The 25471-nt window shown below is 62.9% G+C and carries 22 protein-coding genes; 9 read left to right on the top strand and 13 right to left on the bottom strand.

Features of this window, described 5'->3' with window-relative positions; all coding sequences use genetic code 11:
- Positions 1-35: 35 nt before the first annotated feature.
- On the top strand, positions 36-419 hold the full coding sequence (locus GCN78_RS17440; protein ID WP_226939685.1) for a type II toxin-antitoxin system RelE/ParE family toxin: 384 nt from the start codon (positions 36-38) through the stop codon (positions 417-419).
- Entirely contained in the window at positions 416-772 is a 357-nt protein-coding gene (locus GCN78_RS17435) for an addiction module antidote protein (protein WP_152252810.1), read from the top strand. The genes GCN78_RS17440 and GCN78_RS17435 overlap by 4 nt, the downstream gene beginning before the upstream one ends.
- A 7-nt stretch (positions 773-779) precedes the next feature.
- Here the strand turns inward: GCN78_RS17435 and GCN78_RS17430 are convergent, their stop codons facing one another.
- Positions 780-2840: a UvrD-helicase domain-containing protein gene (locus tag GCN78_RS17430; protein WP_070219613.1), complete on the bottom strand. Its 2061-nt coding sequence runs from the start codon at positions 2838-2840 to the stop codon at positions 780-782.
- A 209-nt stretch (positions 2841-3049) separates the two neighbouring features.
- Between GCN78_RS17430 and GCN78_RS17425 the strand changes: the two genes are divergently transcribed.
- A complete protein-coding gene (locus GCN78_RS17425; protein WP_152252809.1) occupies positions 3050-3535 on the top strand; it encodes an SRPBCC family protein in 486 nt (161 codons plus the stop codon).
- A gap of 1 nt (position 3536) precedes the next feature.
- On the opposite strand, the gene GCN78_RS17420 is transcribed toward GCN78_RS17425, so the two are convergent.
- Positions 3537-4658, bottom strand: a complete 1122-nt coding sequence (locus GCN78_RS17420) for an HD-GYP domain-containing protein (protein WP_226939684.1) — start codon at positions 4656-4658, stop codon at positions 3537-3539.
- 164 nt (positions 4659-4822) lie between these two features.
- Positions 4823-6271, bottom strand: coding sequence for a dihydrolipoyl dehydrogenase (locus tag GCN78_RS17415; RefSeq protein WP_152252808.1), 1449 nt, complete (start codon positions 6269-6271; stop codon positions 4823-4825).
- A gap of 128 nt (positions 6272-6399) precedes the next feature.
- On the opposite strand from GCN78_RS17415, the gene GCN78_RS17410 reads away from it, so the two are divergent.
- A complete protein-coding gene (locus GCN78_RS17410) occupies positions 6400-7290 on the top strand; it encodes an ArgP/LysG family DNA-binding transcriptional regulator (protein ID WP_152252807.1) in 891 nt (296 codons plus the stop codon).
- A gap of 14 nt (positions 7291-7304) precedes the next feature.
- On the opposite strand, the gene GCN78_RS17405 is transcribed toward GCN78_RS17410, so the two are convergent.
- Positions 7305-9356, bottom strand: coding sequence for a primosomal protein N' (locus GCN78_RS17405; protein WP_152252806.1), 2052 nt, complete (start codon positions 9354-9356; stop codon positions 7305-7307).
- Between the two features lie 843 nt (positions 9357-10199).
- A complete protein-coding gene (hemE, locus tag GCN78_RS17400) occupies positions 10200-11285 on the bottom strand; it encodes a uroporphyrinogen decarboxylase (RefSeq protein WP_071075009.1) in 1086 nt (361 codons plus the stop codon).
- A gap of 199 nt (positions 11286-11484) precedes the next feature.
- On the opposite strand from hemE, the gene GCN78_RS17395 reads away from it, so the two are divergent.
- From GCN78_RS17395 to GCN78_RS17375, 5 genes are all read left to right on the top strand, one after another.
- Entirely contained in the window at positions 11485-13428 is a 1944-nt protein-coding gene (locus GCN78_RS17395; RefSeq protein ID WP_152252805.1) for a dipeptidyl-peptidase 5, read from the top strand.
- The gene (locus GCN78_RS17390) at positions 13425-17606 is read left to right on the top strand and encodes a DEAD/DEAH box helicase (protein WP_152252804.1); all 4182 of its coding nucleotides are present in this window, start codon (positions 13425-13427) and stop codon (positions 17604-17606) included. The genes GCN78_RS17395 and GCN78_RS17390 overlap by 4 nt, the downstream gene beginning before the upstream one ends.
- A 69-nt stretch (positions 17607-17675) precedes the next feature.
- Positions 17676-18164 carry a hypothetical protein gene (locus tag GCN78_RS17385; protein WP_152252803.1) on the top strand — a complete coding sequence of 163 codons (489 nt, stop codon included), beginning with the start codon at positions 17676-17678 and terminating at the stop codon, positions 18162-18164.
- A 169-nt stretch (positions 18165-18333) separates the two neighbouring features.
- A complete protein-coding gene (locus GCN78_RS17380) occupies positions 18334-20193 on the top strand; it encodes a DUF885 domain-containing protein (RefSeq protein ID WP_152252902.1) in 1860 nt (619 codons plus the stop codon).
- 181 nt (positions 20194-20374) lie between these two features.
- Positions 20375-20908, top strand: coding sequence for a hypothetical protein (locus GCN78_RS17375; RefSeq protein ID WP_152252802.1), 534 nt, complete (start codon positions 20375-20377; stop codon positions 20906-20908).
- A gap of 83 nt (positions 20909-20991) precedes the next feature.
- Here the strand turns inward: GCN78_RS17375 and tatC are convergent, their stop codons facing one another.
- The 8 genes from tatC to hisA all read right to left on the bottom strand — a co-directional run bounded on the left by tatC (position 20992) and on the right by hisA (position 25456).
- Positions 20992-21747: a twin-arginine translocase subunit TatC gene (gene tatC / locus GCN78_RS17370; RefSeq protein ID WP_152252801.1), complete on the bottom strand. Its 756-nt coding sequence runs from the start codon at positions 21745-21747 to the stop codon at positions 20992-20994.
- Complete coding sequence (gene tatB, locus GCN78_RS17365) at positions 21744-22277, bottom strand: Sec-independent protein translocase protein TatB (protein ID WP_099379216.1); 534 nt, start codon at positions 22275-22277, stop codon at positions 21744-21746. The genes tatC and tatB overlap by 4 nt, the downstream gene beginning before the upstream one ends.
- A 48-nt stretch (positions 22278-22325) precedes the next feature.
- Positions 22326-22562 (bottom strand): Sec-independent protein translocase subunit TatA, encoded by a 237-nt coding sequence (tatA, locus tag GCN78_RS17360; protein WP_071075001.1) that lies wholly within the window; start codon positions 22560-22562, stop codon positions 22326-22328.
- A gap of 80 nt (positions 22563-22642) precedes the next feature.
- Complete coding sequence (locus GCN78_RS17355; RefSeq protein ID WP_152252800.1) at positions 22643-23014, bottom strand: histidine triad nucleotide-binding protein; 372 nt, start codon at positions 23012-23014, stop codon at positions 22643-22645.
- Between the two features lie 15 nt (positions 23015-23029).
- Positions 23030-23401, bottom strand: a complete 372-nt coding sequence (locus tag GCN78_RS17350) for a phosphoribosyl-ATP diphosphatase (RefSeq protein WP_092801512.1) — start codon at positions 23399-23401, stop codon at positions 23030-23032.
- Positions 23398-23835: a phosphoribosyl-AMP cyclohydrolase gene (gene hisI / locus GCN78_RS17345; protein ID WP_070219635.1), complete on the bottom strand. Its 438-nt coding sequence runs from the start codon at positions 23833-23835 to the stop codon at positions 23398-23400. Before hisI ends, GCN78_RS17350 begins: the two co-directional genes overlap by 4 nt.
- A gap of 26 nt (positions 23836-23861) precedes the next feature.
- On the bottom strand, positions 23862-24623 hold the full coding sequence (gene hisF, locus GCN78_RS17340) for an imidazole glycerol phosphate synthase subunit HisF (RefSeq protein ID WP_152252799.1): 762 nt from the start codon (positions 24621-24623) through the stop codon (positions 23862-23864).
- A 59-nt stretch (positions 24624-24682) separates the two neighbouring features.
- Positions 24683-25456 (bottom strand): 1-(5-phosphoribosyl)-5-[(5-phosphoribosylamino)methylideneamino]imidazole-4-carboxamide isomerase, encoded by a 774-nt coding sequence (gene hisA, locus GCN78_RS17335; protein ID WP_070219639.1) that lies wholly within the window; start codon positions 25454-25456, stop codon positions 24683-24685.
- Between the last annotated feature and the right edge of the window lie 15 nt (positions 25457-25471).

The following is a 25471-nucleotide window of genomic DNA, read 5'->3' as shown; positions in this document are numbered from 1 at the left end:
TCAAACCGCTTGACGAATGAGAACAAACGATTACAATGATTGAACCAACACCAACCGAGCCACTGCTGATCGACACGCGCAAGACGGCCGAATACCGCCGCTGGGAAGACTCCCTGCACGACGTGGCGGCCGCCGCCATTGACGCGCGCATCAAGCATTTGCAGCACGGCAAAAAGGGCGACTGGCGGGCAGTGGGCGAAGGCGTGTGCGAGCTGCGCTTTTTGCAGACGGGGCCAGGCTGGCGCGTGTATTTTCACGAAACGAATCGGGGCACCCTGATCTTGCTGCTGCTGGGTGGCAATAAATCGAGCCAGCAACGCGACATCAAGCAGGCGCAAGCGATACTCAAGGACTTGAAAGCCCGGCAGGCGACCCTGAAGAAAGCGGCGGCGGCATCCACAGGAGCACGAAAGAAATGAACCAAGACATCCATAGCGACACCTTCGACCTCGACGACCTGGAAGCATTAGGCCTGAGCAAATTCGACCCGACGCAACACCTGACCAGCAAGGCCGCCGTGGCCGCCTACATGAGCGAAATCGTCGCCACGGGCAACGCCGAACTGTTCCAGTCGGCCATGAACGACGTGGTGCGCGCCTATGGCATGGGCAAGGTGGCGGCCCGGGCCGACATCACGCGCGAAGGCGCCTATAAAGCCTTGCGCGAAGGCAGCAAACCGCGCTTCGACACCATTTTGAAGATGCTCGATGCGCTGGGCATGCAACTGGCCATCGTGCCGAAGGCCACGCCGGACGGCACCGTGGAAGCCTGAGCGCCGCTCACGCCTTCGGCGCGGCCAGCAAGGCCTTCATGCGCGCCAAGCGTTCCTTGGGCGAAATCACTTCCGCCTCCGTGGGCACGGCGTCGCCCACGTCGAGTTGCATTTCCTTGATGAAACGCGACGGGTCGCAATGGACTTGCTCGCCCGCCCGCTTGCGCTTCTTGCACCAGGTGACGTGCAAGGTGCGCTGCGCGCGCGTGATGCCCACGTACATCAGCCGCCGCTCTTCCTGGATGCGCGCGGCGATGGTTTCGGCCGGCGCGTCGGGGTCGCCCTTGTGCGGCAAGATGCCCTCTTCCACGCCGACCAGAAACACGTGCGGAAACTCCAGCCCTTTCGACGCGTGCAGGGTCGACATGCGCACGGCGTCCTGCTCCTCGTCCTTGCCTTCCAGCATGGTCATCAAGGCCACCATCTGCGTCAGTTCCAGCACGTTCTTTTCTTCGCCATCGCGGTCCTTGCCGCCACGGCCCCGCTCCTTGAGCCAGTTGACGAATTCCAGCACGTTCTGCCACTTGCTTTGCGCCTGCCGTTCCTCGAAGGCATCGTACAGATACGATTCGTAGTGAATTTCCTTCATCATGTCGTCCAGCACTTCGGCCGCGTTGTCGCCGCTGCCGGCCGCGCCCGGGCGGCTGGCGCGCGATTCGAGGTCGTTGATGAAGTTGCAGAAGTCGCGCAGCGGCCCCAGCTGGCGGTCCGTCAGCTTGGCCTCGATACCGCCCTTGAACACGGCCTGGAACAGCGAACATTGCCACTGCCCGGAAAACGCGCCCAGCACTTCCAGCGTCGACTGCCCCACGCCGCGGCGCGGCGTCGTCACGGCGCGAATAAACGCCGGATCGTCGTCCTCGTTCGCCAACAGGCGCAGGTAGCTGATGATGTCCTTGATCTCGGCCTTGTCGAAGAAACTCTGGCCGCCCGAGATCGTGTAAGGGATGCGCTCCTTGCGCAGACACTGTTCGATGATGCGCGCCTGGTGGTTGCCCCGGTACAAAATCGCGTAATCGGAAAATTTGTTCTTGCGCTCGAAATGGTCGGCCGAGATCATGATGGCGACCTGCTCCGCCTCCTGCTCGTCCGTCTGCATGCCCAGCACCTTGATCGGCTCGCCCAGGCCGTGTTCCGACCACAGCGACTTTTCAAACAGCTTCGGGTTGTTGCCGATGACGGCATTGGCCGCGTTCAGCACGCGCATGGTGGAGCGGTAATTCTGCTCGAGCTTGATCACCCGCAGATCGGGGAAATCCGTCTCCAGGGTTTTCAGGTTTTCCACGGTGGCGCCGCGCCACGCATAGATGGCCTGGTCGTCGTCGCCCACGGCCGTAAACATCGGCTTCTTGCCGATGCCCGTCACCATCAGTTTCACCAGTTCGTACTGGCAAGTGTTCGTGTCCTGGTATTCGTCGACGAGCAGGTAGCGCAGGCGGCGCTGCCACTTGTCGCGCACGGGGCCGTTGTTGCGGAACAGTTCCACGGGCAAGCGGATCAGATCGTCGAAATCGACGGCCTGGTAGGCGGAGAGCGTTGCCACATAGCTGCGGTAGATGCGCGCCGCGTTGGCCTCGTCCTCATCCTTCGCTTGCGCCAGCGCCATGTCCGGGTCGATCAAGCCATTTTTCCACAAGGACATGGCGTTCTGGATGCCACGGATCACCTGTTTATCGGTGGTAATGGCGAGGTCTTGCACCAGCGAAAAACAGTCGTCGCTGTCCATGATGGAAAAGCGATCCTTCAAGCCCACGCCATTGGCTTCCTGGCGCAGGATTTTCACGCCCAGCGAATGGAAGGTCGACACCGTCAACTGCTTGGCCTGGCGCGGCTGTTTCAATAGCTTGGCGATGCGTTCCTGCATTTCCAGCGCCGCCTTGTTGGTGAAGGTCAAGGCGGCGATGGTGCGCGGGTCGTAGCCCCGGTCTTCGATCAGATGGGCGATCTTTTGCGTGATCACGCGCGTCTTGCCCGAGCCGGCGCCCGCCAGCACGAGGCAAGGGCCGTCGAGGTAGGTAACCGCTTCGCTTTGGGGCGCATTCAGACCGAACTGTGGTGCTTTGGACATCAGGGTATTTCCGCAGGGAACAGCAGCCCATTGTAACAGCGTCGCACCCGCCTTTTGCACGATGACACCTGCCTGAAAAACAGGCAATGGCATTGATATATCGCCATATGCCGCCATCTTGGCCGATGTAATGTGTGCGGCGATGTCACGCCTGGAGTACCATTCCGCCTATATCGCCCGTGCGCGCCCACTTACCGAATGGCAGTCCCATGAAATTTGAACACTTGATTGAAATCAACGATCCGCTCAACCCGCTGATCGACACCTTGAGCCTGGAACAGGTCTGGCGCGGCCTCGTCCTGCGTGCCGAGTCGCCGAAGCTGTTCGTGCCGCACCTGGACGAGTGCCAGATCAGCGAGCGCAGCGACGCCGGTTTCGCGCGCAGCCTGCGCTATGGCGAACTGGTCATCAACGACAGGGTGGTGCTGATACCGCAACTGCAGGTGCGCTACGAAGTGCCGGCGCAACAGGATATCAGCGCCTCCTCGCTGGTGATGACCATCGAAATGCCCGACGAAGCCAGCATGTGGGTGCGCTTCCAGTATGACGACGGCCACGACGCGGCCACCGATGCGGCCAACGCCCTGTACGACGACTTCCGCCGCTCCGCCTACAAGGAGTCCGACATCGACACCGTGCGCATCATGCGCGAACTGGCGCTTGAGGGACGGCTCGATGCGGGTCTGCTGAACTAAATCAAACTCGCGCGCTGCGGCCCCACAGCTGGTCGGGCCGGAACTGCAAGCCCGCCTGTTCCGCGCTGAGCACTTCGCGGATGGCGTGCAAGTCCACGCGCGTATCGCGCCGCAGCGGCACGTCCAGGCGCGCGCCACGCGGGCCGATCAGCGACTGCACATGGGGCGTGGTGGCGTTCAAGCCCTTGCGCGTGACGACGCCGATTTCCCCATTGAGCAATTTGACGAAGGTGCCGACCGGGTAGATGCCCAGCTCGCGCACCAGCAGCGATGCCAGCGGCGCATCCAGGGTGGCCTTGTCGGCCATCAGCATTTCGCGCAGGGCCACGTTCGGCAGCAAGGGCTGGCGGTAGCTGCGCTTCGACACGCGTGCGCAATAGCGGTCCGCCAGCATGATCAGGCGCGCGCCGATGCCGATCGCCTCGCCTTGCGTGCCCAGCGGATAGCCGCTGCCATCGATATTTTCATGGTGCTGCAGCACGGCCTGCAGCCAGACGGCGTCCGTGACACCCGTCGCGCGCAGCAAGTCGACACCGGCTTGCGGATGGGCGCGCAAATAGGCGCGCTCCTGCGCGTCCAGCGGCCCCGCCTTGTGCTGGAAATCCGCATGGCGTTCCAGCATGCCCACGTTCATGCTCAGCGCGGCCAGCACCACGCTGCGCACGACCTCATCATCGAGTTTCAGCGCACGCGCCAGCAAAGCCGTGATGACGGCCGTGTCGACGCTGTGACGCACGGCAAAGTCGCCCGCGCCCTGGTTGTGCAGGATGCAGGCCAGCGCCACGTCGGCGTCCAGCACAACGGCCTCTTCCACCAGCTGCGCCAGCGGCCCCAGCGTCAGGTGGCTGCCCGCCTGTCCGGCGGCAATGACCGGCAAGACAAGGGCCAGGCCAGCCGTGACGAGGTTCAGCATGCGCAGGGCCGACGGCGCTTCCGTGGCCGTGCGCGGCACGTCGGCACTGGTATCGGCGATGACGCCGCGCGCCAGCAGCAAGGCGATCTGGTTCTCGCTGCTGATGACATGGCCCAGCCTGGCAAGCAAGCCGCCCGTTTCGCCATGCACGTCCCAGGGCAGGGCCACGCCCAGCGCGAGTTCTCCCGCGTAAATGCGCCGAATTTTCACATCGTCTCCGTCATCGCTAGCCGCTCCCCCTTTTTACCATCAGGGTGTCGTGGGCATGAACCATTTGAAATGTTTTTTGCTATTAATCAATATTTCAATGTGGCAGCGATGATCGCGCAATCATGTGAGCTTGTCTACAAAATTATATAAATAATAAAATTGCATCAGACACCAGGCGAGCAATCGGCGCAGCCGGGCGCGTGTTCCGGGTCTTTTTCCAGGTGCAGCGCCAGCTCGCGCAGGGCCGTGCGCACGCCTTCCTCGATGACGGGGTGGTAGAACGGCATGTCGAGCATGGCCGGCACCGTCAGCTGCGCCTGGCACGCCCAGGCCAGCAAATGGCCCAGGTGTTCCGCCCTCGGGCCGATCAGCTCGGCGCCGAGAAAGCGCTTGCTGCCAAATTCCGCATACACGCGCAGCAAGCCCTGGTTTTGCAGCATGACGCGGCTGCGGCCCTGGTTGCCGAACGACACGGCGCCCACGGCGAAACGGCCCGCGTGGCTCACGCACAATTGCTGGTAGGTCGCGCCCAGGGTGGCGATCTGCGGCTCCGTGAAGGCGATCGTCAACGGCGTGCGGCGCAAGCCCGGTTTGACGTCAGGAAAGCGCGCCGCGTTCTCGCCCGCGATGCGGCCCTCGTCGGCCGCCTCGGGCAGCAGTGGCAAGGCGTTGTCGGCATCCCCGGCGATGAAGATGGCGCTCTTGCCGCACTGCATGGTGTGCCGGTCATGCAGGGGAATGCCATGGCGGTCGAGTTCGATCTGCGCCGTTTCCAGGCCGATCTGGTCCACATTCGGACGGCGGCCGATGGCGGCCAGCAGATACTCGAACTGCTCGGTTTTTTCCACGCCCGCATCATCGCGGCTGGTCAGCAGAATGCCGCTGCCGTCCGGCGTTTTTGCCACGTGCGCGACGCCGGTCATGAAACGGATATCGAGTTCGCGCGCCAGCACGGCGTCCGCCTCGCGCAGCACCAGCGGGTCCGTCAGCTGCGCGACTTTATTGCCGCGCGCAAACAGGGTCACGCGCACGCCCAGCCGCGCCAGCGCCTGGCCCAGTTCCAGGCCGATCACGCCGCTGCCGACCACGGCGACCGATTGCGGCAAGTCCGTCCATTCGAACACGGCGTCGCTGGTGATGACCCTGTCGCCGCCCGCCTGCCACTCGGGCGGCACGATGGCCGTGGAACCGGTGGCGATCACCACGCTGGCCGCTTCCACCACGGTATGTTCATCGACTTGCAATGTGCCGGGGGAAATAAACCGCGCATGGCCGCGCAGTTTTTCCTCATCGGCAATGGCGTTGACGCCATCGAGCACGAAGCCGACAAAGCGGTCGCGCTCGCTGCGCACCCTGGCCATCACTTGCCGGCCATCGATGCGCACGGGGCCAGGATGCACGCCAAACGCCGGCGCGGCGGCCACGGCATGGGCCGCCTCGGCGGCCGCGATCAAGAGTTTGCTGGGCATGCAGCCGACCCTGGCGCAGGTCGTGCCGTACGGCCCGCTTTCGATCATCAGCACGCGCTTGCCCTGCATGCGCGCCGCCTTGTGCGCCGTCATGCCGGCCGTGCCGCCGCCGATCACGGCCACATCCACTCGTATCGTCTTCATGCTGCTATCCATCCACTGAGGTTGCTCACAGCGTTCGATACTACCCGTTTGGTGAAAATAAGGTTTTACTTTGCAGCAATATATGCATTAGTATAACTAATCATTTTTAAAATTTATAAGCTGAGCTAATGGGATCACTCGATTATCGCGCGCTGGCCGTGCTGGACGCCGTCGCCAGCCATGGCAGTTTCGACAAGGCCGCCCTGGCGCTGGGCATCACCCAGTCGGCCGTCTCGCAGCGCATCAAGGCGCTGGAAGACGCCAGCGGGCGCTTGCTGATCATCCGTGGCCAGCCAGCCGTGCCGACGGGCCTGGGCCAGCGCCTGATCGTGCATCACCGCAACGTCAAGCTGATGGAAGCCTCGCTCGACATCGACCTCGGCAACAGCGTCAGCATGCCGGAAATCGCCATCGCCATCGATGCCGACAGCCTGGCCACGTGGTTCCCCGACACCTTGCCCGCCCTGCTGGCGCCGCCGCGCTGCCAGCTCGACGTGCGCCTGGCCGACAGCGATAGCGCCCTGCAAATGGTGCGCGACGGCTCCGTGTTTGGCTGCGTGTCGGCCGAGGCCGGCACAGCGCTCGACGCGGCGGCCGCCACCAGCGTCACGCCGCTGGGCACCTTGCGCTATGTCTGCGTGGCCACGCCCATGTTCGCCGGGCACTGGTTCGGCGACGGTTTTATGGCCGAAGCGGTGCAACTGGCGCCCGCCGTCGTGGGCCAGCACGGCTTGCTGGCGCGTTTTCTCGCTGAACAATTGAATCTGCGCGAGGCGTTTCCGCACCACACCTTGCCGGTCGAAGCGGCGCGCCGCGCCTGCGTGCTCGACGGCCTGGCGTACGGCCTGATGCCGCAGCGCCTGGCCGCGCAGGCGCTGGCGACGGAGCGTCTCGTCGATCTGCTGCCGGGCCGCACCCTGGACGTGCCGCTGAGCTGGCATGCGTGGACCCTGGACACGCCGTTTACCAAGCTGCTGTCCGAGCAGATCGTCAAGTCGGCGCGCGATTATCTAAACTAATTCAGTGAATTAATTTAAATATCCAGCGGGTCCACTTCCAGCGACCATTTCACGCGCGTCTTCATGGCGCGCAATTCCGCCAGCCATTCTTTTAAAAACGCCTGCAAGGCGGGGCGCGAGGGCGATTCCAGCAGCAGCTGGGCGCGGTCCACGTTGTACACGCGCGTCATGCTCATGGGAATCGGGTCATTGATGGTCACCTGCGGGTGTTCCATGCACTCTTTCGCCGCCTGCAGGAATTCGATGGCAGTGGCCAGCTCGGGCGCCTCGGCGCGCAGCAGGGCCTGGAACAGATACGGCGGCAGCGCCGCCTGCGCCCGCTCTTCCAGCAAGGTCGTGGCGAAATGGTCGTAATCGTGGTTGACGACGGCGTCATACAGCGGATGGCGCGCATAGCGCGTCTGGATCAGCACCTCGGACACGCTGCCGCCTTCCGTCTGCGCGGCGCGCCCGGCCCGGCCCGCCACCTGCATCAATTGCGCGAACAAGCGTTCGCTGGCCCGGTAATCCTGGGAAAACAGGGCCGTGTCCGGATTCAAGATGCCGACCAAAGTCAGCTTTTTGAAGTCGTGGCCCTTGGCCACCATCTGCGTGCCGATCAGGATATCGACTTCGCCCCGGTGCACGGTGTCGAACGCTTCCTGCGCGCTGCCCTTCTTGCGCGTGGAATCGGCATCGATGCGCAGAATCCGCGCCTCGGGAAACAATTGCTGCAAGCCCTCTTCCACGCGCTGCGTGCCGCGTCCCAGCGGCTGCAAATCGACGTTACCGCACGTGGGGCAATGACGCGGAATGCGCAATTCCAGGCTGCAATGGTGGCAGCGCAGCCGGTGTTCGGGCTTGTGCAGCACCATGAAGGAGGTGCAACGGGTGCAATTGCTGATCCAGCCGCACGATTCGCAGCAGATGACGGGCGAATAGCCGCGCCGGTTCAGGAACAGCAGCGACTGCTCGCCCCGCTCCATGCGCAGTTTCAAGGCGGCTACCAAATGCGAAGTCAGGCCATCTTTCGGCCGGTCGCGCTCCATGTCGAGAATCTTGACGCGCGGCAACACTGCATTCTTGACGGCCCGTTCGCGCAACTCCAGCTTGCGGTAGCGCCCCGTTTGCGCGTGGTGCCAGCTTTCCAGCGACGGCGTGGCCGAACCGAGCACGATGGGAATCTGCAATTGCCAGGCGCGCCACACGGCCAGGTCGCGCGCGGAATAGCGCAAGCCTTCCTGCTGCTTGTAGGACGGGTCGTGTTCCTCGTCGATGACGATCAGTTTGAGCTTGGGCAAGGACGCCAGGATGGCCAGCCGCGTGCCGAGCACGATGCGCGCCTGGCCCTGGTGCGCGGCCAGCCAGTGCAGCATGCGCTCGCCTTCGGACAGGCTGCTGTGCAGGGTGGCCAGCATGACGCCGGGAAAGCGCGCGCGGATATTGCCTTCCAGCTGGGGCGTCAGGTTGATCTCCGGCACCAAAATCAGGATTTGCGCATCGTCCTCGCGCGCCAGCACCTGGGCGCAGGCCTGCAGATACACTTCCGTCTTGCCGCTGCCCGTGACGCCATACAGCAGGGTCGGCTTGAAGCCTTGCGCACCGCCGATGGCGTCGGCCGCCTCTTGCTGGGCAGGGTTGAGCGCCGGCATGTTCAGCGGCGTGCCGTCGTGCGCATCGGCCAGCTTGGCCAGCTTCTTGATGGCGCGGTCGAGCGCCACGGTGGTGAGCACGCGCAAGTTCTTCGGCAAGCCCGGCAGCGCCACTTCACCGAGCGGACGCTGATAGTAGTCGGCGGCAAAGGCGGCCAGCGCCAGCCACTGTTCCGACAGGGGCGCCAGCTGGCTGCGCACGGCCAGCACGTCCTTCAATTTCGCGGCGGGCACGTCGGTGCTGTCGGACACGCCGACGATCAGCCCCATCACTTCGCGCCGGCCGAACGGCACCAGCGCCAGCTGCCCCACTTGCGGCAGCGGCACGGCAACGTCCGCATCCGCCGCCGCGTTCCAGCGGTAGTCGAACAGGGCGTTCAAGGGCGTGTCGAGCGCGATGTTCAGGATGCACGACGTCAAAATGCGCTGCGACATGGGGGTAGGGCCTATCTCAATAAAAAAGCGCGCCGCACGGTCCATGGCGCGGCAGGATGTCAGGCATCAAGCCAGCCGGCCATGATACTTGTTTCGTCCCTCAAACGCCTAACGGCAGGCAGGACAGCACGCCCTCGTGCCTGAAGAAAATTCTGTGGATAACTTTGTGGACAAAGCAAAATTAACTTTCGGAAAAATGTGGACAGAAAATTTCGATCGCCGTCAAGAGCGGCACGCAAGAAAAATTAACCATTCAAAATCAATGACTTAAAAATTGATGCCCGGGAGCCTGGAAAACCGCCGGGCATTTCCGCCGCTGTGCATAACTGAACCATTTGTAATTTATTCAGGCAGAAATCAGCACCATTTTAAGGCGCCCGATCCGGCAAAACAGGGGCGGAAGGCGGCAAAGTTGACAATTGCCGGGCAAGCGTTCGTTTTTAGCTGCTGAGCGGCGAAACATTGTTCAATTATCATGCAGTGCAACATGCACTTCAGGCGAAACCTGAACATCGACGCTAAGTATCGGTTAACAAAATACTTTTCAATTTTATCCACAGAATCTGTTGATAACTTTGTGGACAATGAAGGAATAAGGCTGGCAAACAGAAGAACAACCTTATCAATTGCAACAAAGTCCGCCGAACAAGGCATTTTTTATGTCTTAATAATCAAGCACTTGCGGAGAGTTCCCGGGCATGGCTTTTCGACTGCCTCTTATTTCCGCAGCAAAAAAAATTGTGCATAAGTCGGTATTTTCTTGCTAGGGCGTAGCAAAGAAAAAGGCAGGCTTCCACTGGAAAGCCTGCCTTGTGCGCCCCTTGCGCCAGGGGAAGCGGGTGCTTACTGGCCGCTGCGCATGGCGCGGCTCATGCTGTGCACGGCTTCCACCATCGCTGCCACGGATTCCGGCGGCGTGAACTGGGAAATGCCATGGCCCAGGTTGAACACGTGGCCCGTGCCGGCCGACGGGGCACCGAAGGCGTTGAGCACTTTCGCCACTTCGGCGCGGATCTGCTCCGGGCTGGCGAACAGGATGGCCGGGTCGAGATTGCCCTGCAAGCCCACTTTATGGCCCACCAGCTGGCGCGCGCGCGTCAGGTTGACGGTCCAGTCCAGGCCCACGGCATCGGCGCCGATGTCGGCGATCTGCTCGATCCATTGGCCGCCGCCCTTGGTGAACACGATGGCGGGAATCTTGACGCCATCCTTGTCGCGTTTCAGCTGCGCCACCACTTGCTGCATGTAGGCCAGCGAGAACTCCTGGTAGGCGCCATCGGCCAGCGCACCGCCCCAGGAATCGAAAATCATCACGGCTTGCGCGCCGGCATCAATTTGCGCATTCAGGTACTGCGCCACGGAAGTGGCGTTGATGGCCAGGATGTGGTGCATCAGGTCCGGGCGGTTGTACAGCATCTTCTTGATGGTGTGGAACTCCTTCGAGCCGCCACCTTCCACCATGTAGCACGCCAGGGTCCACGGGCTGCCGGAAAAACCGATCAGCGGCACACGGCCATTGAGTTCCGTGCGGATCTGCGTGACGGCCTTGAAGACGTAGTCGAGCGACTCCAGGTCCGGCACTTGCAGCGCCTTCACGTCCTGTTCCGTGCGCAGCGGGCGCTCGAACTTCGGGCCTTCGCCATCGGCGAAATACAGGCCCAGGCCCATGGCGTCAGGCACCGTCAGGATGTCGGAAAACAGGATGGCCGCGTCGAGCGGGAAACGCTCCAGGGGCTGCAAGGTCACTTCCGTGGCGTAATCGGGATTCTTTGCCAGGCCCAGGAAGGAGCCTGCCCGCTCGCGCGTGGCGCGGTATTCGGGCAGATAGCGGCCAGCCTGGCGCATCAGCCAGACGGGGGTGTGCTCGGTCGGCTGGCGCAACAGGGCGCGCAGGAAAGTGTCATTCTGAAGCGGAGCAAATTGTGGCATGGCAGGCAATCGAGCTTGGAGAAGCGGTATTATCGCATCCAATCGCCGCCATTTCATTGATTCCGGTGCCGCTTTGCAGCATTTGCCACGCACAGCGATGACTTTCGTTGTGCCGGCCCTTCCATTATGATGATGCACGCCGCCGCGCGCCCTGACCCTGCCTGGCGGCCCGACGATCCCCTCACTATACGGAGCCCGCATGACCTCGACCGCATCCAGTACCCCTTATGGCACCTGGCCATCGCCGATCAGCGCGACCATCGTCGCCGCCGGCGCCTCGCCACTGACGCAGCTGGCCCTGGGCGGTGCGGATGGGAACGATGTGTACTGGCTGGCCGGGCGCGCCAGCGAGGCGGGCCGCAACACCCTGCTGCGCCAGCGCGGCGCGCGCATCGATGAACTGACGCCGGTGCCCTTCAATGTGCGTACTCGCGTGCATGAGTACGGCGGCGGCGCGTATGCCGTCGCCGGCGATACCGTGTATTTCTCGCATTTCGCCGACAACTGCCTGTACCGCGTGAGCGGCGACGGCGCGCCCGCAGCGTTCACCACGGGCGGCAACACGCGCCATGCGGACTTCGTCGTCGATGCGGCCCGTTCGCGCCTGATCGCCGTGCACGAACAGCATCCGGACGCAGGCCATGCGCAGCCGGAAAACTGCCTGGCCGCCGTCGGCTTCGACGGGCGCGAAACGGTGCTGGCGCACGGCCACGATTTTTATGCGGCGCCACGCCTGTCGCCGGACGGCAGCCAGCTGGCCTGGATCAGCTGGGACCACCCGCGCCTGCCGTGGCAAGGCACGGAACTGTGGCTGGCCGACGTGCATCCGGATGGCAGCCTCGGTTCGCCGCGCCTGATCGCCGGCGGCGCGCGCGAATCGATTTGCCAGCCGGAATGGTCGCCCAGCGGCTTGCTGCACTTCGTTTCCGACAGCAGCGGCTGGTGGAATCTGTACCGCCTGCACGGCGCCGACATCGAAGCGCTGTGTCCGATGGAAGCGGAATTTGCCACGCCGCACTGGACCTTCGGCGGCAGCATGTACGGTTTTCTTTCCGACGACGAGATCGTCTGCACATATATCCAGGCCGGCATCAGCTACCTGGCGCAACTGAGCGTGGCGGCGGCCAAGCTCGAGCCGATTCCCCACCCGTACCAGGAAATCCGCGAACTGCGCGTGGGGCCCGGCTTCGTCGCGCTGCTGGGCGGCAGCCCCACCATCGCGCTGGAACTGGCGCGCATCGATTTGTCTAACCATGAGCTGGAAGTGCTGGCGCAATCGATCGCACAGTTACCCGCACTCGATTATCTGTCGGTGCCGCGCAGCTTGAGTTTCCCCAGCAACAATGGCCGCACGGCCCACGCCTTCTTTTACGCGCCCACGAATGGCGACGTGCAGGCACCGGCGGGAACCTTGCCACCCGTCATCGTCATCAGCCATGGCGGCCCCACCAGCATGGCCAGCAATACCTTGAAACTGGCGACGCAATACTGGACCAGCCGCGGCATCGGTGTGCTCGACGTCAACTATGGCGGCAGCAGCGGTTTCGGCCGCGAATACCGCGACGCGCTGCGCGGGCAATGGGGCATCGTCGACGTGGAAGACTGCATCGCCGGCGCGCGCTACCTGGCCGCCAACGGCCTGGCCGACCCCGAGCGCCTGATCATCCGCGGCGGCAGCGCGGGCGGCCTGACGACCCTGTGCGCATTGACCTTCCACGACGTCTTCAAGGCGGGTGCCAGTTACTATGGCGTGTCCGACCTGAAGGGCCTGGACGACGATTCGCACAAGTTCGAATCGCGCTACACCGATTACCTGATCGCTTCGCAGCCGCAAGCCGAGGCGCTGTACCGCGAGCGCTCGCCCATCCACCACACGGATAAATTGTCGCGCCCGATGATCTTCTTCCAGGGCCTCGATGACAAGGTCGTGCCGCCGCAACAGTCGCAGCTGATGGTCGACGCCCTGCAGGCGCGCGGCGTGCCCGTCGCCTACGTGCCGCTCGAGGGCGAGGGCCACGGCTTCCGCAAGGCGGAAAACATCGCGCGCACCTTGGAGGCGGAACTGTATTTCTACCAGCGCGTGTTCGGCCTGCCCGTGGCGGCCGGCGATGCGCCCGTGCAGATCGCCAACTTGCCCGCATGAGCGAACCGAGTGTAGACCAACAGCTGCTGGACGAGTTCGCCGCACTGGAGCAGCACGAACAGATGATCCTGGCCTTGCTGGCGATCACGGGCGAACCGGTGGGCAAGCATGCCGTGTATGAACACTTGCAGCGCGCCAACGTCGTCGAGCCGGACGGCACGCCGTTTTCCCTGCTGGTGGTCACCAACATGCTGCAGCGGCTGACGCGTCTGGCGCTGGCGTCGGAAATCGTGGGACGCGGCTTTGCCTGCGAAGCGCGGCTGCGCTGGCCCGCCATGCGCGCCGCCATCGAGCACCTGGTGTTTCGCGACCTGTGCCAGGCCATCGAGCTGATCAACCCCGTGCGCCGCAACTGGGATGGCTATGTGGAATTGCGCAGTTACCGGCAAGGCGTGGCGCGCCTGCGCATCGCCCTCTTGCGCAACGATGAGGTACGCCACGTGGCCGCCATCCTGGCCGCCTGCATGGCCTGCTATGAAGCGCAGCAGCTGCATCCGCTGATCGAGATTTTCGGCCGCCCGTTCGAGCCGGAGATGCTGTCTTTCGTCATGCCGCAACTGCAGGACGACATCCTCGCCGTACTGCTGGGCAACGCCCCGCGCGAGCCGGCCACGGCGCACGCCATCCGCGCCTATGCGCGCGCCCACCACGCGCGCCAGGCGGCCGCCGGCGACCATATCGGCGCCGCCCTGCCGCTGGCACTGGCCGAAGACGCGCTGCTGTGCGGCGAACTCGACACGGCCGCGCGCTACCTGGCGGGCCGGCAGGGGCCGCAGGTGCTGTTTATCGACAGCAGCATCGCCCTGTTGCGCGGCGAACATGCGCACGCCGTGGCGGGCTTCGAGACGGCCCTGAAAGGGTTGCGCAAGGAAGCGGGCAAGCGCAAGCTGTGCTTTACGGGCATCGGCGGCCACCTGTACGTGCTGGCCCTGCTGCGCGGCAACGACGCCAAGCTGCTGAAAAGCGCGGAAACCTACCTCGACATCGCGCTGCACGCGCAGCCGAACCACGACAGCATCGTCTACCAGCAACTCAACACCTTGCGCCTGGTGCGCGCCGGCGTGCAGCTGGCGGAAAGCATCCCCACGCGCAGCTGGGAAACGGCACTGCAGGCGCAGCTGTTCCAGGGCTTGCTGTACTACTGGCTGGCCCTGCCGCAATTGAACGAACGCAAGGATCAACTACGCCTGCTGGTGCAGCAAGCGGACGCGGCCGGCTACGATTTGATCGCCGCGCAGGCGGCCGGCTTGCTGGGCTTGATGGGCGAACCGCAGCAGGAGCGCTATGCGACGGCCAAGCGGGCGCGGCACGGCTTGACGGACATGGCGCCATGGTTCGAGCGCCAGGAAGCGTGGCAGCGCCAGCTGAGCGCCCTGATCAACCTGCAACAGAACGCGCCCGCCGAAGCGCTGGGCGGCGTCTCGCGCCTGGTGTGGCTGGTGGCGTTCGACCCGCGTTTCGGCTTGACGGCCGTGGAAGTGCGCGAGCAGAAACGCGATGCGCGGGGCGGCTGGAGCAAGGGCCGCGCCATGGGCTTGAAACGCCTGGCCGAAGAGGCGGGCGACATCGATTTCCTCACGCCGCAAGACGCCCGCGCGGCCGGCAGCATCGCGCCTTTTAAACAATATTATTCGTCGGCGCCGCGCTATGAAGTCGAGCTGGACAAGGCGGCCATCTTGCTGGTGGGCCACCCGCTCGTCTTCTGGCTCGACCACCCCGACACGCGCGTGGAATTGATCGCCGGCGCGCCCGAGCTGCTCATCAAGTCGCACGAGGGGCAACTGTGGCTGGGCATGCAGCCGCCCCTGCCCGACAACGGCAGCAACGTCGTGGTGCAGCGCGAGACGCCGACGCGCTTGCGCGTGGTGCATATCCTCGACGAACACCGGCGCATCGGCGCCATCGTGGGCTTGGGCCTGTCCGTGCCCCTGCATGCGGAAAAACAGGTGATGCAGGCCATCGGCGCCATCTCGTCCATGGTCACCGTGCAATCGGATATCGGCGGCGGCGCCGGCGACGCGGAAGTCATCATGGCCGACCACCGCCTGCACGTGCACCTGCTGCCCTACCAGCAGGGTCTGAAAATGCAGATTCTGGTGCGCCCCCTGCTCGACAATGGCGCCTATTACGCACCGGGCAGCGGCGCCGAGAGCGTGTTTGCCGATGTGGCGGGCCGGGCCGCGCAGGCGCGGCGCGACCTGAACGCGGAACGCGAAGCGCAGCGCCAGCTCATTGGTAAATGCCTGGTGCTGGAAGAGGCGGAAGAAGAGCATGGCGAGTGGCTGCTGGGGCAGCCCTCGCTGGGCCTGCAACTGCTGGTGGAACTGCAGGCGCTCGATCCCGCCGGCATGGTGCTGGCGTGGCCCGAAGGCGAAACCATGCGCGTGTCGAAACGCATCGACAGCGGCCAGATGCGCCTGAACATCAAGAGCGAGAAAGACTGGTTTGCCGCCAGCGGCGAAGTGCAGATCGATGAAGACAAGGTGATGGATTTGCGTGCCCTGCTGGATTTGATGCAGAACAATAAGAGCCGCTTCGTGGCCCTGGGCGACAACCAGTTCCTCGCGCTCAGCGACGAGCTGCACCGGCGCCTGTCGGAGCTGGCCGCGTATGGCGAGGCGCATGCCGATGGCGTGCACATCCACCCGCTGGCCGCCTTCGCGCTGGAAGAGCTGGCCAACGACGCGGGCGGCGTGCAGGCCGACAAACTGTGGCGCGAACACTTGCTGCGCCTGCGCGCCCTCGACGACTATCAGCCGCAGCTGCCCAGCACCCTGCAGGCGGACTTGCGCGACTACCAGCTGGCCGGCTACCAGTGGCTGGCGCGCCTGGCGCACTGGGGCGTGGGCGCCTGCCTGGCCGACGATATGGGACTCGGCAAGACTCTACAGGCGCTGGCCCTGATCCTGGCGCGCGCGCCGAACGGCCCCACCCTGGTCGTCGCCCCCACGTCCGTGTGCATGAACTGGATCAGCGAGGCGCAGCGCTTCGCGCCCACCTTGAACATCAAATTGTTCGGCAGCGGCGACCGCGCCGACATGCTGGACACCTTGCAGCCATTCGACGTAGTGGTGGCCAGCTATGGCTTGCTGCAGCAGGAAGCGGCGATGTTTGCCGCCGTGCATTGGCATACGATCGTGCTCGACGAAGCGCAAGCGATCAAGAATGGCGCCACCAAGCGCTCGCAAGCCGTGATGGCGCTGCAGGGCGACTTCCGCATGGTGGCCAGCGGCACGCCGCTGGAAAATCACCTAGGCGAATTATGGAATTTGTTCCGCTTCATCAACCCCGGTTTGCTGGGCAACCTCGACCAGTTTAATTTGCGCTTCGCCGGCCCCATTGAGAAAGATCAAGACAAGCGGGCGGCAGCCGGCGCGCGCCTGCGCTTGCGCCGTCTGATCGCGCCGTTCATCTTGCGCCGCACGAAGACGCAAGTGCTGTCGGAATTGCCATCGCGCACGGAAATCGTGCTGGAAGTGGCATTGTCGCCGCAGGAAACGGCGCTGTACGAATCCTTGCGCCGCGAAGCGCTGGAAAAGCTGGCCATGGTGGAAGGGCCGGCGTCGAAGAAAGCCATCCAGATCCTGGCGGAAATCATGAAGCTGCGCCGCGCCTGCTGCAATCCGCAACTGGTGGCGCCCGAGCTGGGCCTGGCCAGCAGCAAGCTGGCGGCCTTCGCGGAGCTGCTGTCGGGCTTGCTGGAAAACCGCCACAAGGTGCTCGTCTTCAGCCAATTCGTCGACCATTTGACCCTGATCCGCCAGCACCTGGAGCAGCATGGCGTCAGCTACCAGTATCTCGACGGCAGCACCCCCATGCAGGAGCGCAAGCGCCGCGTCGACGCCTTCCAGGCGGGCGACGGCGATGTCTTCCTGATCAGCCTGAAGGCGGGCGGCATGGGCATCAATCTGACGGCGGCCGACTACGTGATCCACATGGACCCGTGGTGGAATCCGGCCGTGGAAGACCAGGCTTCGGACCGCGCCCACCGCATGGGGCAATTGCGCCCCGTCACCATTTACCGGCTGGTGGCGAAACATACGATCGAGGAAGGCATCGTCGAATTGCATCAGCACAAGCGCGACCTGGCCGACAGTTTATTGGAAGGCAGCGACGCGGCCGCGCGCATGTCGGCCAATGACATGCTGGGCATGCTGCAGGAGGGCTTGAAGCGATGAGATTGAAAAAATAAGCGGCGCCGCCGCGTTCCATGCGATGATCCTTTTTCCCAGTTTCTCTCCCACGCCATGACCGACTATATCGCCACCAGCGCCGGCCAGCGCGCCACCTTTTTGTGCGGCAAATCCTGGACCGCCTACGTCAGCACCTTCCTCATCGCCGTGCTGCTGTTCTTTGCCGCCCTGCCGCTGGCCTTCAAGTACAACGCGCGCGCCGCTTTCGTTGTGCTGATCGGCTCGGCCCTGATCGTCGGCTACCGCCTGCTGACGATACGCAGCTATCAGCTGTATTACGACGAGGCGGGCGTGTGGCTGGCGTCCGGTATCTTGCCGTGGAAAAAGAAGCTGACGGGCGTCAAGTGGCGCGACATGGATGAAGCCGTCTATGAAACGAACTTCTGGAGCTGGCTGTTCCAGTCCTACACGGTCAGAGTCAGCCAGCGCTACACGCAGGACATCGAAATCCACGCCACCGGCATGGCGCGGGGCAAGGATGCCGTGGCGGCCATCAATGCGCGCCACCAGGACATGCTGCGCGGCAGTGCCATCGTCGTCTAGCGCCGCGCGCGCCCGGCGCAAAAAACTGCGCAGCGGCGGCAATTGATGCTAATCTTTGGGCCGCCCAGGCATGCAAGGCCAACCTTTCAATAGTTGTTTGTTACCTATATTATCAGTTTATTATTTTCTGATGAAGGCAAACAACAAAATATTCAAGAGATAAACTATGCTGATAAAAAATAAAGTTGCGCTCGCCGCATTGATGATGGCCTTTACCCTGACACCGGCCAGCGCCGCCAAGAAGCCGCAGAAGCAAGGCAAGGCAACGAGCAGCAGCAGCAAGAAAAAAACCGTCGCCAAGAAGGCGGCCGTCGTCAGCGCCGCCACGGCAGCCACAGTGGCCGCCGTCGCCAGCGAGAACAGCAGCGACCGCTCCATGAATAACCTGAGCGGCCAGTTCCTCACGGCCCTGTGGCGCCTGGACCCGGAAAGCGCGATTTCGGTCGGCAAGTATGATGGCGCCGCCAACCTGAGCATTCCCGACGCGGCCAGCCGCCAGAAGCAACTGGCCTTCATCGAAGAATGGCTGGGCAAGTTCGGCAAGCTGAATGCCGGAAAAATGTCGGACAAGCAACGCACCGACCTGGCCTTGCTGATGAATAAACTGCAATCGGACCGCTGGTATCTGACCACCTTCCGCGAATTCGAATGGAATCCCGCCCAGTACAACGTGGCCGGTTCCATCGACTTCATCCTGAACACGGAATACGCGGCCCAGCCGCAACGCCTGCGCACCTTGCTCAAGCGCATCGCCACCGTGCCGCAATACTATGCGGCCGCGCGCGCCAGCATCGTCAACCCCACGCGCGAACACACGCAACTGGCCATCGCCCAGAGCGCCGGCGTGCTGAGCGTGCTTGACGACCTGAACAAGACGGCACAGGGTTCCATCCTGACACCTGCGGAAAAGCAGCTGTACAACGCGCGCATCGCTGCGGCCCGCACGGCCGTGCAAGGCTATGCGGCCTGGCTGACGGAACAGGATGCCGCGCTGGCGCAGAACGGCAACGCGCGCTCCTTCCGCATCGGCAAGGAGCTATATGAGCAAAAATTCGCCTACGATATCCAGGCCAGCGTGAGCGCCGAGCAGATGTACCAGAAAGCCCTGGCGGCGCGCGAAAAGCTGCTCGAGCACATGGATAGCCTGTCCGATGAACTGTGGGTGAAAACCATGGGCGCCACGGCCAAGCCGGCGGACCGCACGGCGAAGATCGGGATGGTGATCGACAAGCTGTCCAGCAACCACGTGGCGCCTGCCGATTTCGTGCCGGAAATCCGCCGCCAGATCCCCGAACTGCAGGAATGGGTGACCAGCCACAACCTGCTGACGATGGACCCGAAAAAGCCCCTGGTCGTGCGTGAAACGCCGGCCTACCAGCGCGGCGTGGCCGGCGCCAGCATCGAGGCGCCCGGTCCGTACCGCCCGCAGGACCGCACCTATTACAACGTGACGCCACTCGATGGCGAAACGCCGGAACAGGCGGAAAGCAGCTTGCGCGAGTACAACCACTGGATCTTGCAGATCCTGAATATCCACGAAGCCATCCCCGGCCACTACACGCAGCTCGTGTACGCCAACAAGTCGCCGTCGCTGGTCAAATCCATCTTCGGCAACGGCGCCATGATCGAAGGCTGGGCCGTGTATGGCGAGCGCATGATGCTCGAATCGGGCTATGGCAACAACGCGCCGGAAATGTGGCTGATGTATTCGAAGTGGAATTTGCGCAGCGTCACCAACACCATCCTCGACTACAGCGTGCACGTGCTGGGCATGACGGAAGCGCAGGCGCTGGACCTGCTGACGCGCCAAGCCTTCCAGACCAAGCGGGAAGCGACGGAAAAATGGCGCCGCGTGCAGCTGAGCTCGGTACAACTGACCAGCTATTTCAGCGGCTACAGCGAAATCATGGATTTGCGCGAACAGCGCAAGCAAGCGCTGGGCAGCAAATTCGTGCTGAAGGATTTCCATGAGCAATTCCTCAGCTACGGCAGCGCCCCCGTGAAAGTCATCAAGGAACTGATGAATTAACTGGCACTCGCCGTCAGCTTGCAAAGGGCGCCGCGGCGCCCTTTTTTTGCCTTTGCATCAGCATTTGCGCCAGCGCAAACCGTCGCGGCCCATGGGCGTTAATCTGCTGTGAAGGCAGGCGCCACCGCACTCCTCACTGGCAATTGCCGATTTTCCTGCTAGGCTGGATATAGGAGCGTCCATGCATATGCCCATCCAGTTCGACACCCTCGATTACGCCAAACGCCTCGCCTCGGCCGGGGTACCCACACAGCAGGCGGAAGCGCATGCGACGGCGCTGGGTGAAGTACTGGGTTCGGCCGTGGTCGTGCATGGCGAGCTGGCGGCGCTGGAGCGCAATGTGCTGGGGGAAATCAAGCTGGTGGCGCAAAAGGTCGACACCCAAGCGGGCGCCCTGGAGTTGAAGATCGGTGCGCTGGAACTCAGACTCGATACCCGGATCGACGCGTTGGAACTCAGACTCGATACGCGGATCGATGCGCTGGAGCACAAATTCAATACCAGGTTAGACGCATTGGAGCAGAAATTCGATGCCAAGTTAGGGGTATTGGAACAAAAATTCGATACCAAATTAGAGGCATTGGAACAAAAACTCGATGCCCGCTTGGAACGCATGGACTTGCGCCATGGCGCGGACATGAAACACGTGTACTGGATGATGAGCACCCTGATCCTGCTCAACCTGGGCATCCTCAGCAAATTGATGCTGCAGTAAGCACGCACTCACTTTCTCGGCAATGAAAAGCCGCGGCTCCCGAGGGAGGTCAGCGGCTCGTATCGGCACGCGTTGCGGGCCGTCTAGGATGCCTCTTCCGGCGCTTGCGTGGCCTTGACGAAGATGGGCGCCACCAGCAAGCCCAGCTCGAACAGCAGGCACATGGGGATGGCCAGCGAGAACTGGCTGACGACGTCCGGCGGCGTAACGATGGCGGCGATCACGAAGGCGCCGACGATGATATAGGGACGCACTTCCTTGAGTTTCGCGATGGAAACGAGCCCCATGCGCACGAGGATCACCACCACCACCGGTACCTCGAAGGTGGCGCCAAAGGCCAGGCACATCGACATGACGAAATCGAGGTAGTTTTCGATATCGGGCGTCACGGCGATCGATGATGGCGAAAAGTCGCTGATGAAGTGGAACACGCGGCCAAACACAAAGAAATAGCAGAAGGCCACGCCGGCCATGAACAGCAGGGACGAGGAGATGACCAGCGGCGCGATCAGGCGCTTTTCATGCGTGTACAGGCCGGGGGCGATAAACGCCCACATCTGGTACAGCACCCAGGGCAAGGCGACGATGAAGGCGATCACCAGCGTCACTTTCATCGGCACCAGGAATGGCGAGATGACGCCGGTGGCGATCATTTTCGAGCCGGCCGGCAGCGAGGCGATCATCGGCGCGGCAATAAAATCGTAGATATGCGACGGCCCGGGCCAGTAAAACAGGATGGCGCAGACGACGGCGATGCCGATCGAGGCCTTGACCAGGCGGTTGCGCAGCTCGACCAGATGCGAGATAAAAGTTTCTTCCACCGGGGATTTGCTACTCATGAGTAAAAGGAGGAGGAACTGGCGCGCGGACGGAAGCGCGCCACGCGGGCGGCCGCCGACTGCACGTGCAGCTTGCCGCCATGGCGCTGCTTGTACCAGCCAGGGATGGCGGAATTGCGCACCAGCTTCTTGCGGCGGAATTCGCGCGCCTTGCGGGCCAGGTCATCGTTGGTGGCGCGCAGCATGGCTTCATGGGCATCGTGATGCCCCTCATACGAACTGGCATCGCCGCGCCAGGCGTTTTCCACCTCGGCCAGGTTGCCGGAGATCGAGTTTTCCACGCCATGCATGGATTTCTCCACGCTTTGCTTGACGGAATGAGCCGCATCCTGCACTTCCTTCTGCAGGTTTTTCAGCTCTTCCATTTCAATTTCGCGCGAGACTTCGGATTTCACCTGGTTCAGGTAGCGTTGCGCGCGGCCATACAGGGTACCGGCCATGCGCGCCACTCTCGGCAACTTTTCAGGGCCGATGACTATCAACGCAACCACGCCGATGATGGCGATTTTTGAGAGACCGAGATCGATCATAAGCGGACAAGGGCTGTTACCGGACGGGGCTAGCGCCCCGCCACGCTATCAGAACTTGCTTTTCTCTTTCGTCTCGACGTCGATGGTGCTTTTGTCGGCCACTTGCGATGGCGCAGCAGGAGGGGTATTGGCTGCCGGCGCGTCATCGTCGCCCTTGACGCCATCCTTGAAGCCTTTGACGGCCTTGCCGATATCACCGCCGATGTTGCCCAGTTTCTTGGTGCCGAAGACCAGCATCACAATGACCAGAACGATCACCCAGTGCCAAATACTCAATGAACCCATCACATTCTCCTTGCGGGACGGTGCCCGAATAGCGTCAACCAATGCCGGTAGTATACACGCGAACCCGGTGTACGGCGAAATCAGTGCTGGCCGCGCCAGGGGCGGGGACCGCCGTACACATGCATGTGCAGGTGATACACCTCTTGACCGCCGTTCGGGCCGCTGTTGATCATGGTCTTGAAGCCGCCGGCAGGCGTGCCATCGGCGTCATACGTGACGGCGCAGCCAAACTCGGCAGCAAGTTTCGGCGCCAGGCGCAGCAACTTGCCCAGCATCTCCACATGGCTGTCATCGCAGTCGGACAGGGTCGCCACGTGGCGCTTCGGGATCAGCAGCAGATGCACGGGAGCGGCCGGGTTGATGTCCTTGAAGGCCAGCAAGTCCTCGTCTTCATACACGATGGACGAAGGAATTTTTTTTGCAGCAATCTTGCAGAAAATACAGTTATCCACGCACGCTCCAGTCAGTCAGTGTTTGTCTGTTTCGCCAGCGTCGCGCAATGCATCCTTGCGCGCCGCCTTTTCTTCCAGGCCGGACAGGCCTTCGCGGCGCGCCAGCTCGTCGAGCACCTGCTGCGGCGTCAGATCGAACTGCGCCAGCATCACCAGACTGTGGAACCACAGGTCGGCGCATTCGTACAGAACCTTCGACGGGTCGTTGTCGCGCCGCGCATCCTTGGCGGCCATCACGGTTTCCGTGGCCTCTTCGCCGATCTTTTTCAGGATGGCGTCATCGCCCTTGGCAAACAGGCGCGCGACATACGATGTGGCGGGGTCGCCGCCATTGGCCAGCTTGCGCGATTCGATCACGGCGGCCAGGCGCTTTAAAGTTTCACTCATTTGCTCTTGCTTTCCGCGTAAATCGTCTCAGGGTCTTTCAGCACCGGGTCGGTGATCTGCCATTCTCCCGTTTTTTCATCGCCTTCGAATTTCTGGAAGAAGCACGAATGGCGGCCCGTATGGCAGGCGATGCCGCCCGCTTGCTCGATTTTCAGCAAGACCACGTCCTCGTCGCAATCGAGGCGGATTTCCAGCACCTTTTGCGTGTGACCGGACTCTTCGCCCTTGTGCCACAGTTTCTTGCGCGAACGGCTCCAGTACACGGCTTCGCCCAGCTCCACCGTGCGCGCCAGCGCGTCGCGGTTCATCCAGGCGAACATCAGCACGTCATTGCTGCCCGCTTCCTGCGCGATCACGGGCACCAGGCCGTGTTCGTCCCACTTGACCTTTTTCAGCCACTTGGCATTGCTTGCTACGATGGTTCCGTTTTGCATGTTCTGTATCCTGGGTACTATTTTATTTACGCCAGGCGCATGGGAATGCCCTGCTGCGCCATGAAACGCTTGGCTTCCTGCACCGTGTGCTGGCCGTAATGGAAGATGCTGGCGGCCAGCACGGCGTCCGCGCGGCCCACCTTGATGCCATCGACCAGATCCTGCAAGCCGCCCACGCCGCCCGAGGCGATCACGGGGATGCTGACGGCGTCGGACACGCCGCGCGTCAGGCCCAGGTCGAAGCCCACCTTGGTGCCGTCGCGGTCCATGCTGGTGAGCAAGATTTCGCCGGCGCCCAGGCTTTCCATTTTACGCGCCCAGTCAAAGGCGTCCAGGCCCGTGGCGGTGCGTCCGCCATGGGTAAACACTTCCCACTTGCCGGGCGACACCTGCTTGGCGTCGATGGCGACGACGATGCACTGCGAGCCATGCTTTTGCGATGCCTCGTACACCAGTTGCGGATTCGTCACGGCCGAGGTGTTGATGCTGACCTTGTCGGCGCCCGCGTTGAGCAGCCGGCGCACATCTTCCACCACGCGCACACCGCCGCCCACAGTCAGCGGAATGAACACTTGCGACGCCACCGCTTCGATGATGTCGAAGATCAGGCCGCGGTTGTCGCTGGACGCGGTAATGTCGAGGAAAGTGATTTCGTCGGCGCCCTGCTCGTCGTAACGGCGGGCGATTTCCACCGGGTCGCCGGCGTCGCGCAATTCCGTGAAATTGACGCCTTTGACGACGCGGCCGTTGGTCACGTCGAGGCAGGGGATGATACGTTTTGCAAGCATGATGGTATCCAGATTGTCGCCAGGCCGGGCATGCGCGCGCACGCCCGGGCCAGGCAGGCTTAAACGGCGGCGTCGGTCAATTCGTCGGCGCGTTCCTGCGCCTGCGCCAGGTCGATCGTGCCTTCATAGATGGAACGGCCGCAGATCACGCCTTCGATGCCTTCGGCCTGGACGGCGCACAGCGCTTCCACGTCGCCGATATTGTGCAGGCCGCCAGAGGCGATGACGGGGATCTTGACGGCTTGCGCCAGCTTGACGGTGGCCTCGATATTGATGCCGCCCATCATGCCGTCGCGGCCGATGTCCGTGTAGATGATCGACTCCACGCCGTAGGCTTCGAATTTTTTCGCCAGGTCGATCACTTCGTGGCCCGACATCTTGCTCCAGCCATCCGTTGCCACCTTGCCATCCTTGGCATCGAGGCCGACGATGATGTGGCCCGGGAAGGCGCCGCAGGCGTCGTGCAGGAAGCCGGGGCTTTTCACGGCCGCCGTGCCGATGATGATGTAGGTGATGCCGGCGTCGAGATAGCGCTCGATGGTGTCGAGGTCGCGGATGCCGCCGCCCAGCTGCACGGGGATTTCCTCGATGTCATTTTCCACGGCGAAATCCTGCACAGCCTTCAGGATGGCCTTGACGGCGCCTTCGTTCTTCGGCTTGCCGGCAAAGGCGCCGTTCAGGTCGACCAGGTGCAGCCGGCGCGCGCCTTGCATCAGCCAATGGCGGGCCATCTCGGCCGGGTCTTCGGAAAATACGGTGGCAAGTTCCATATCGCCTTGTTTCAGGCGTACGCAGTGACCGTCTTTCAGGTCGATGGCGGGAATAAGCAGCATGGTCAGTGTGGTGTC

Origin of the sequence: Janthinobacterium rivuli (genome assembly GCF_009208735.1) — a bacterium.
Lineage (GTDB): Bacteria > Pseudomonadota > Gammaproteobacteria > Burkholderiales > Burkholderiaceae_D > Janthinobacterium.
This window is presented reverse-complemented; position numbering and strand designations above follow the sequence as displayed.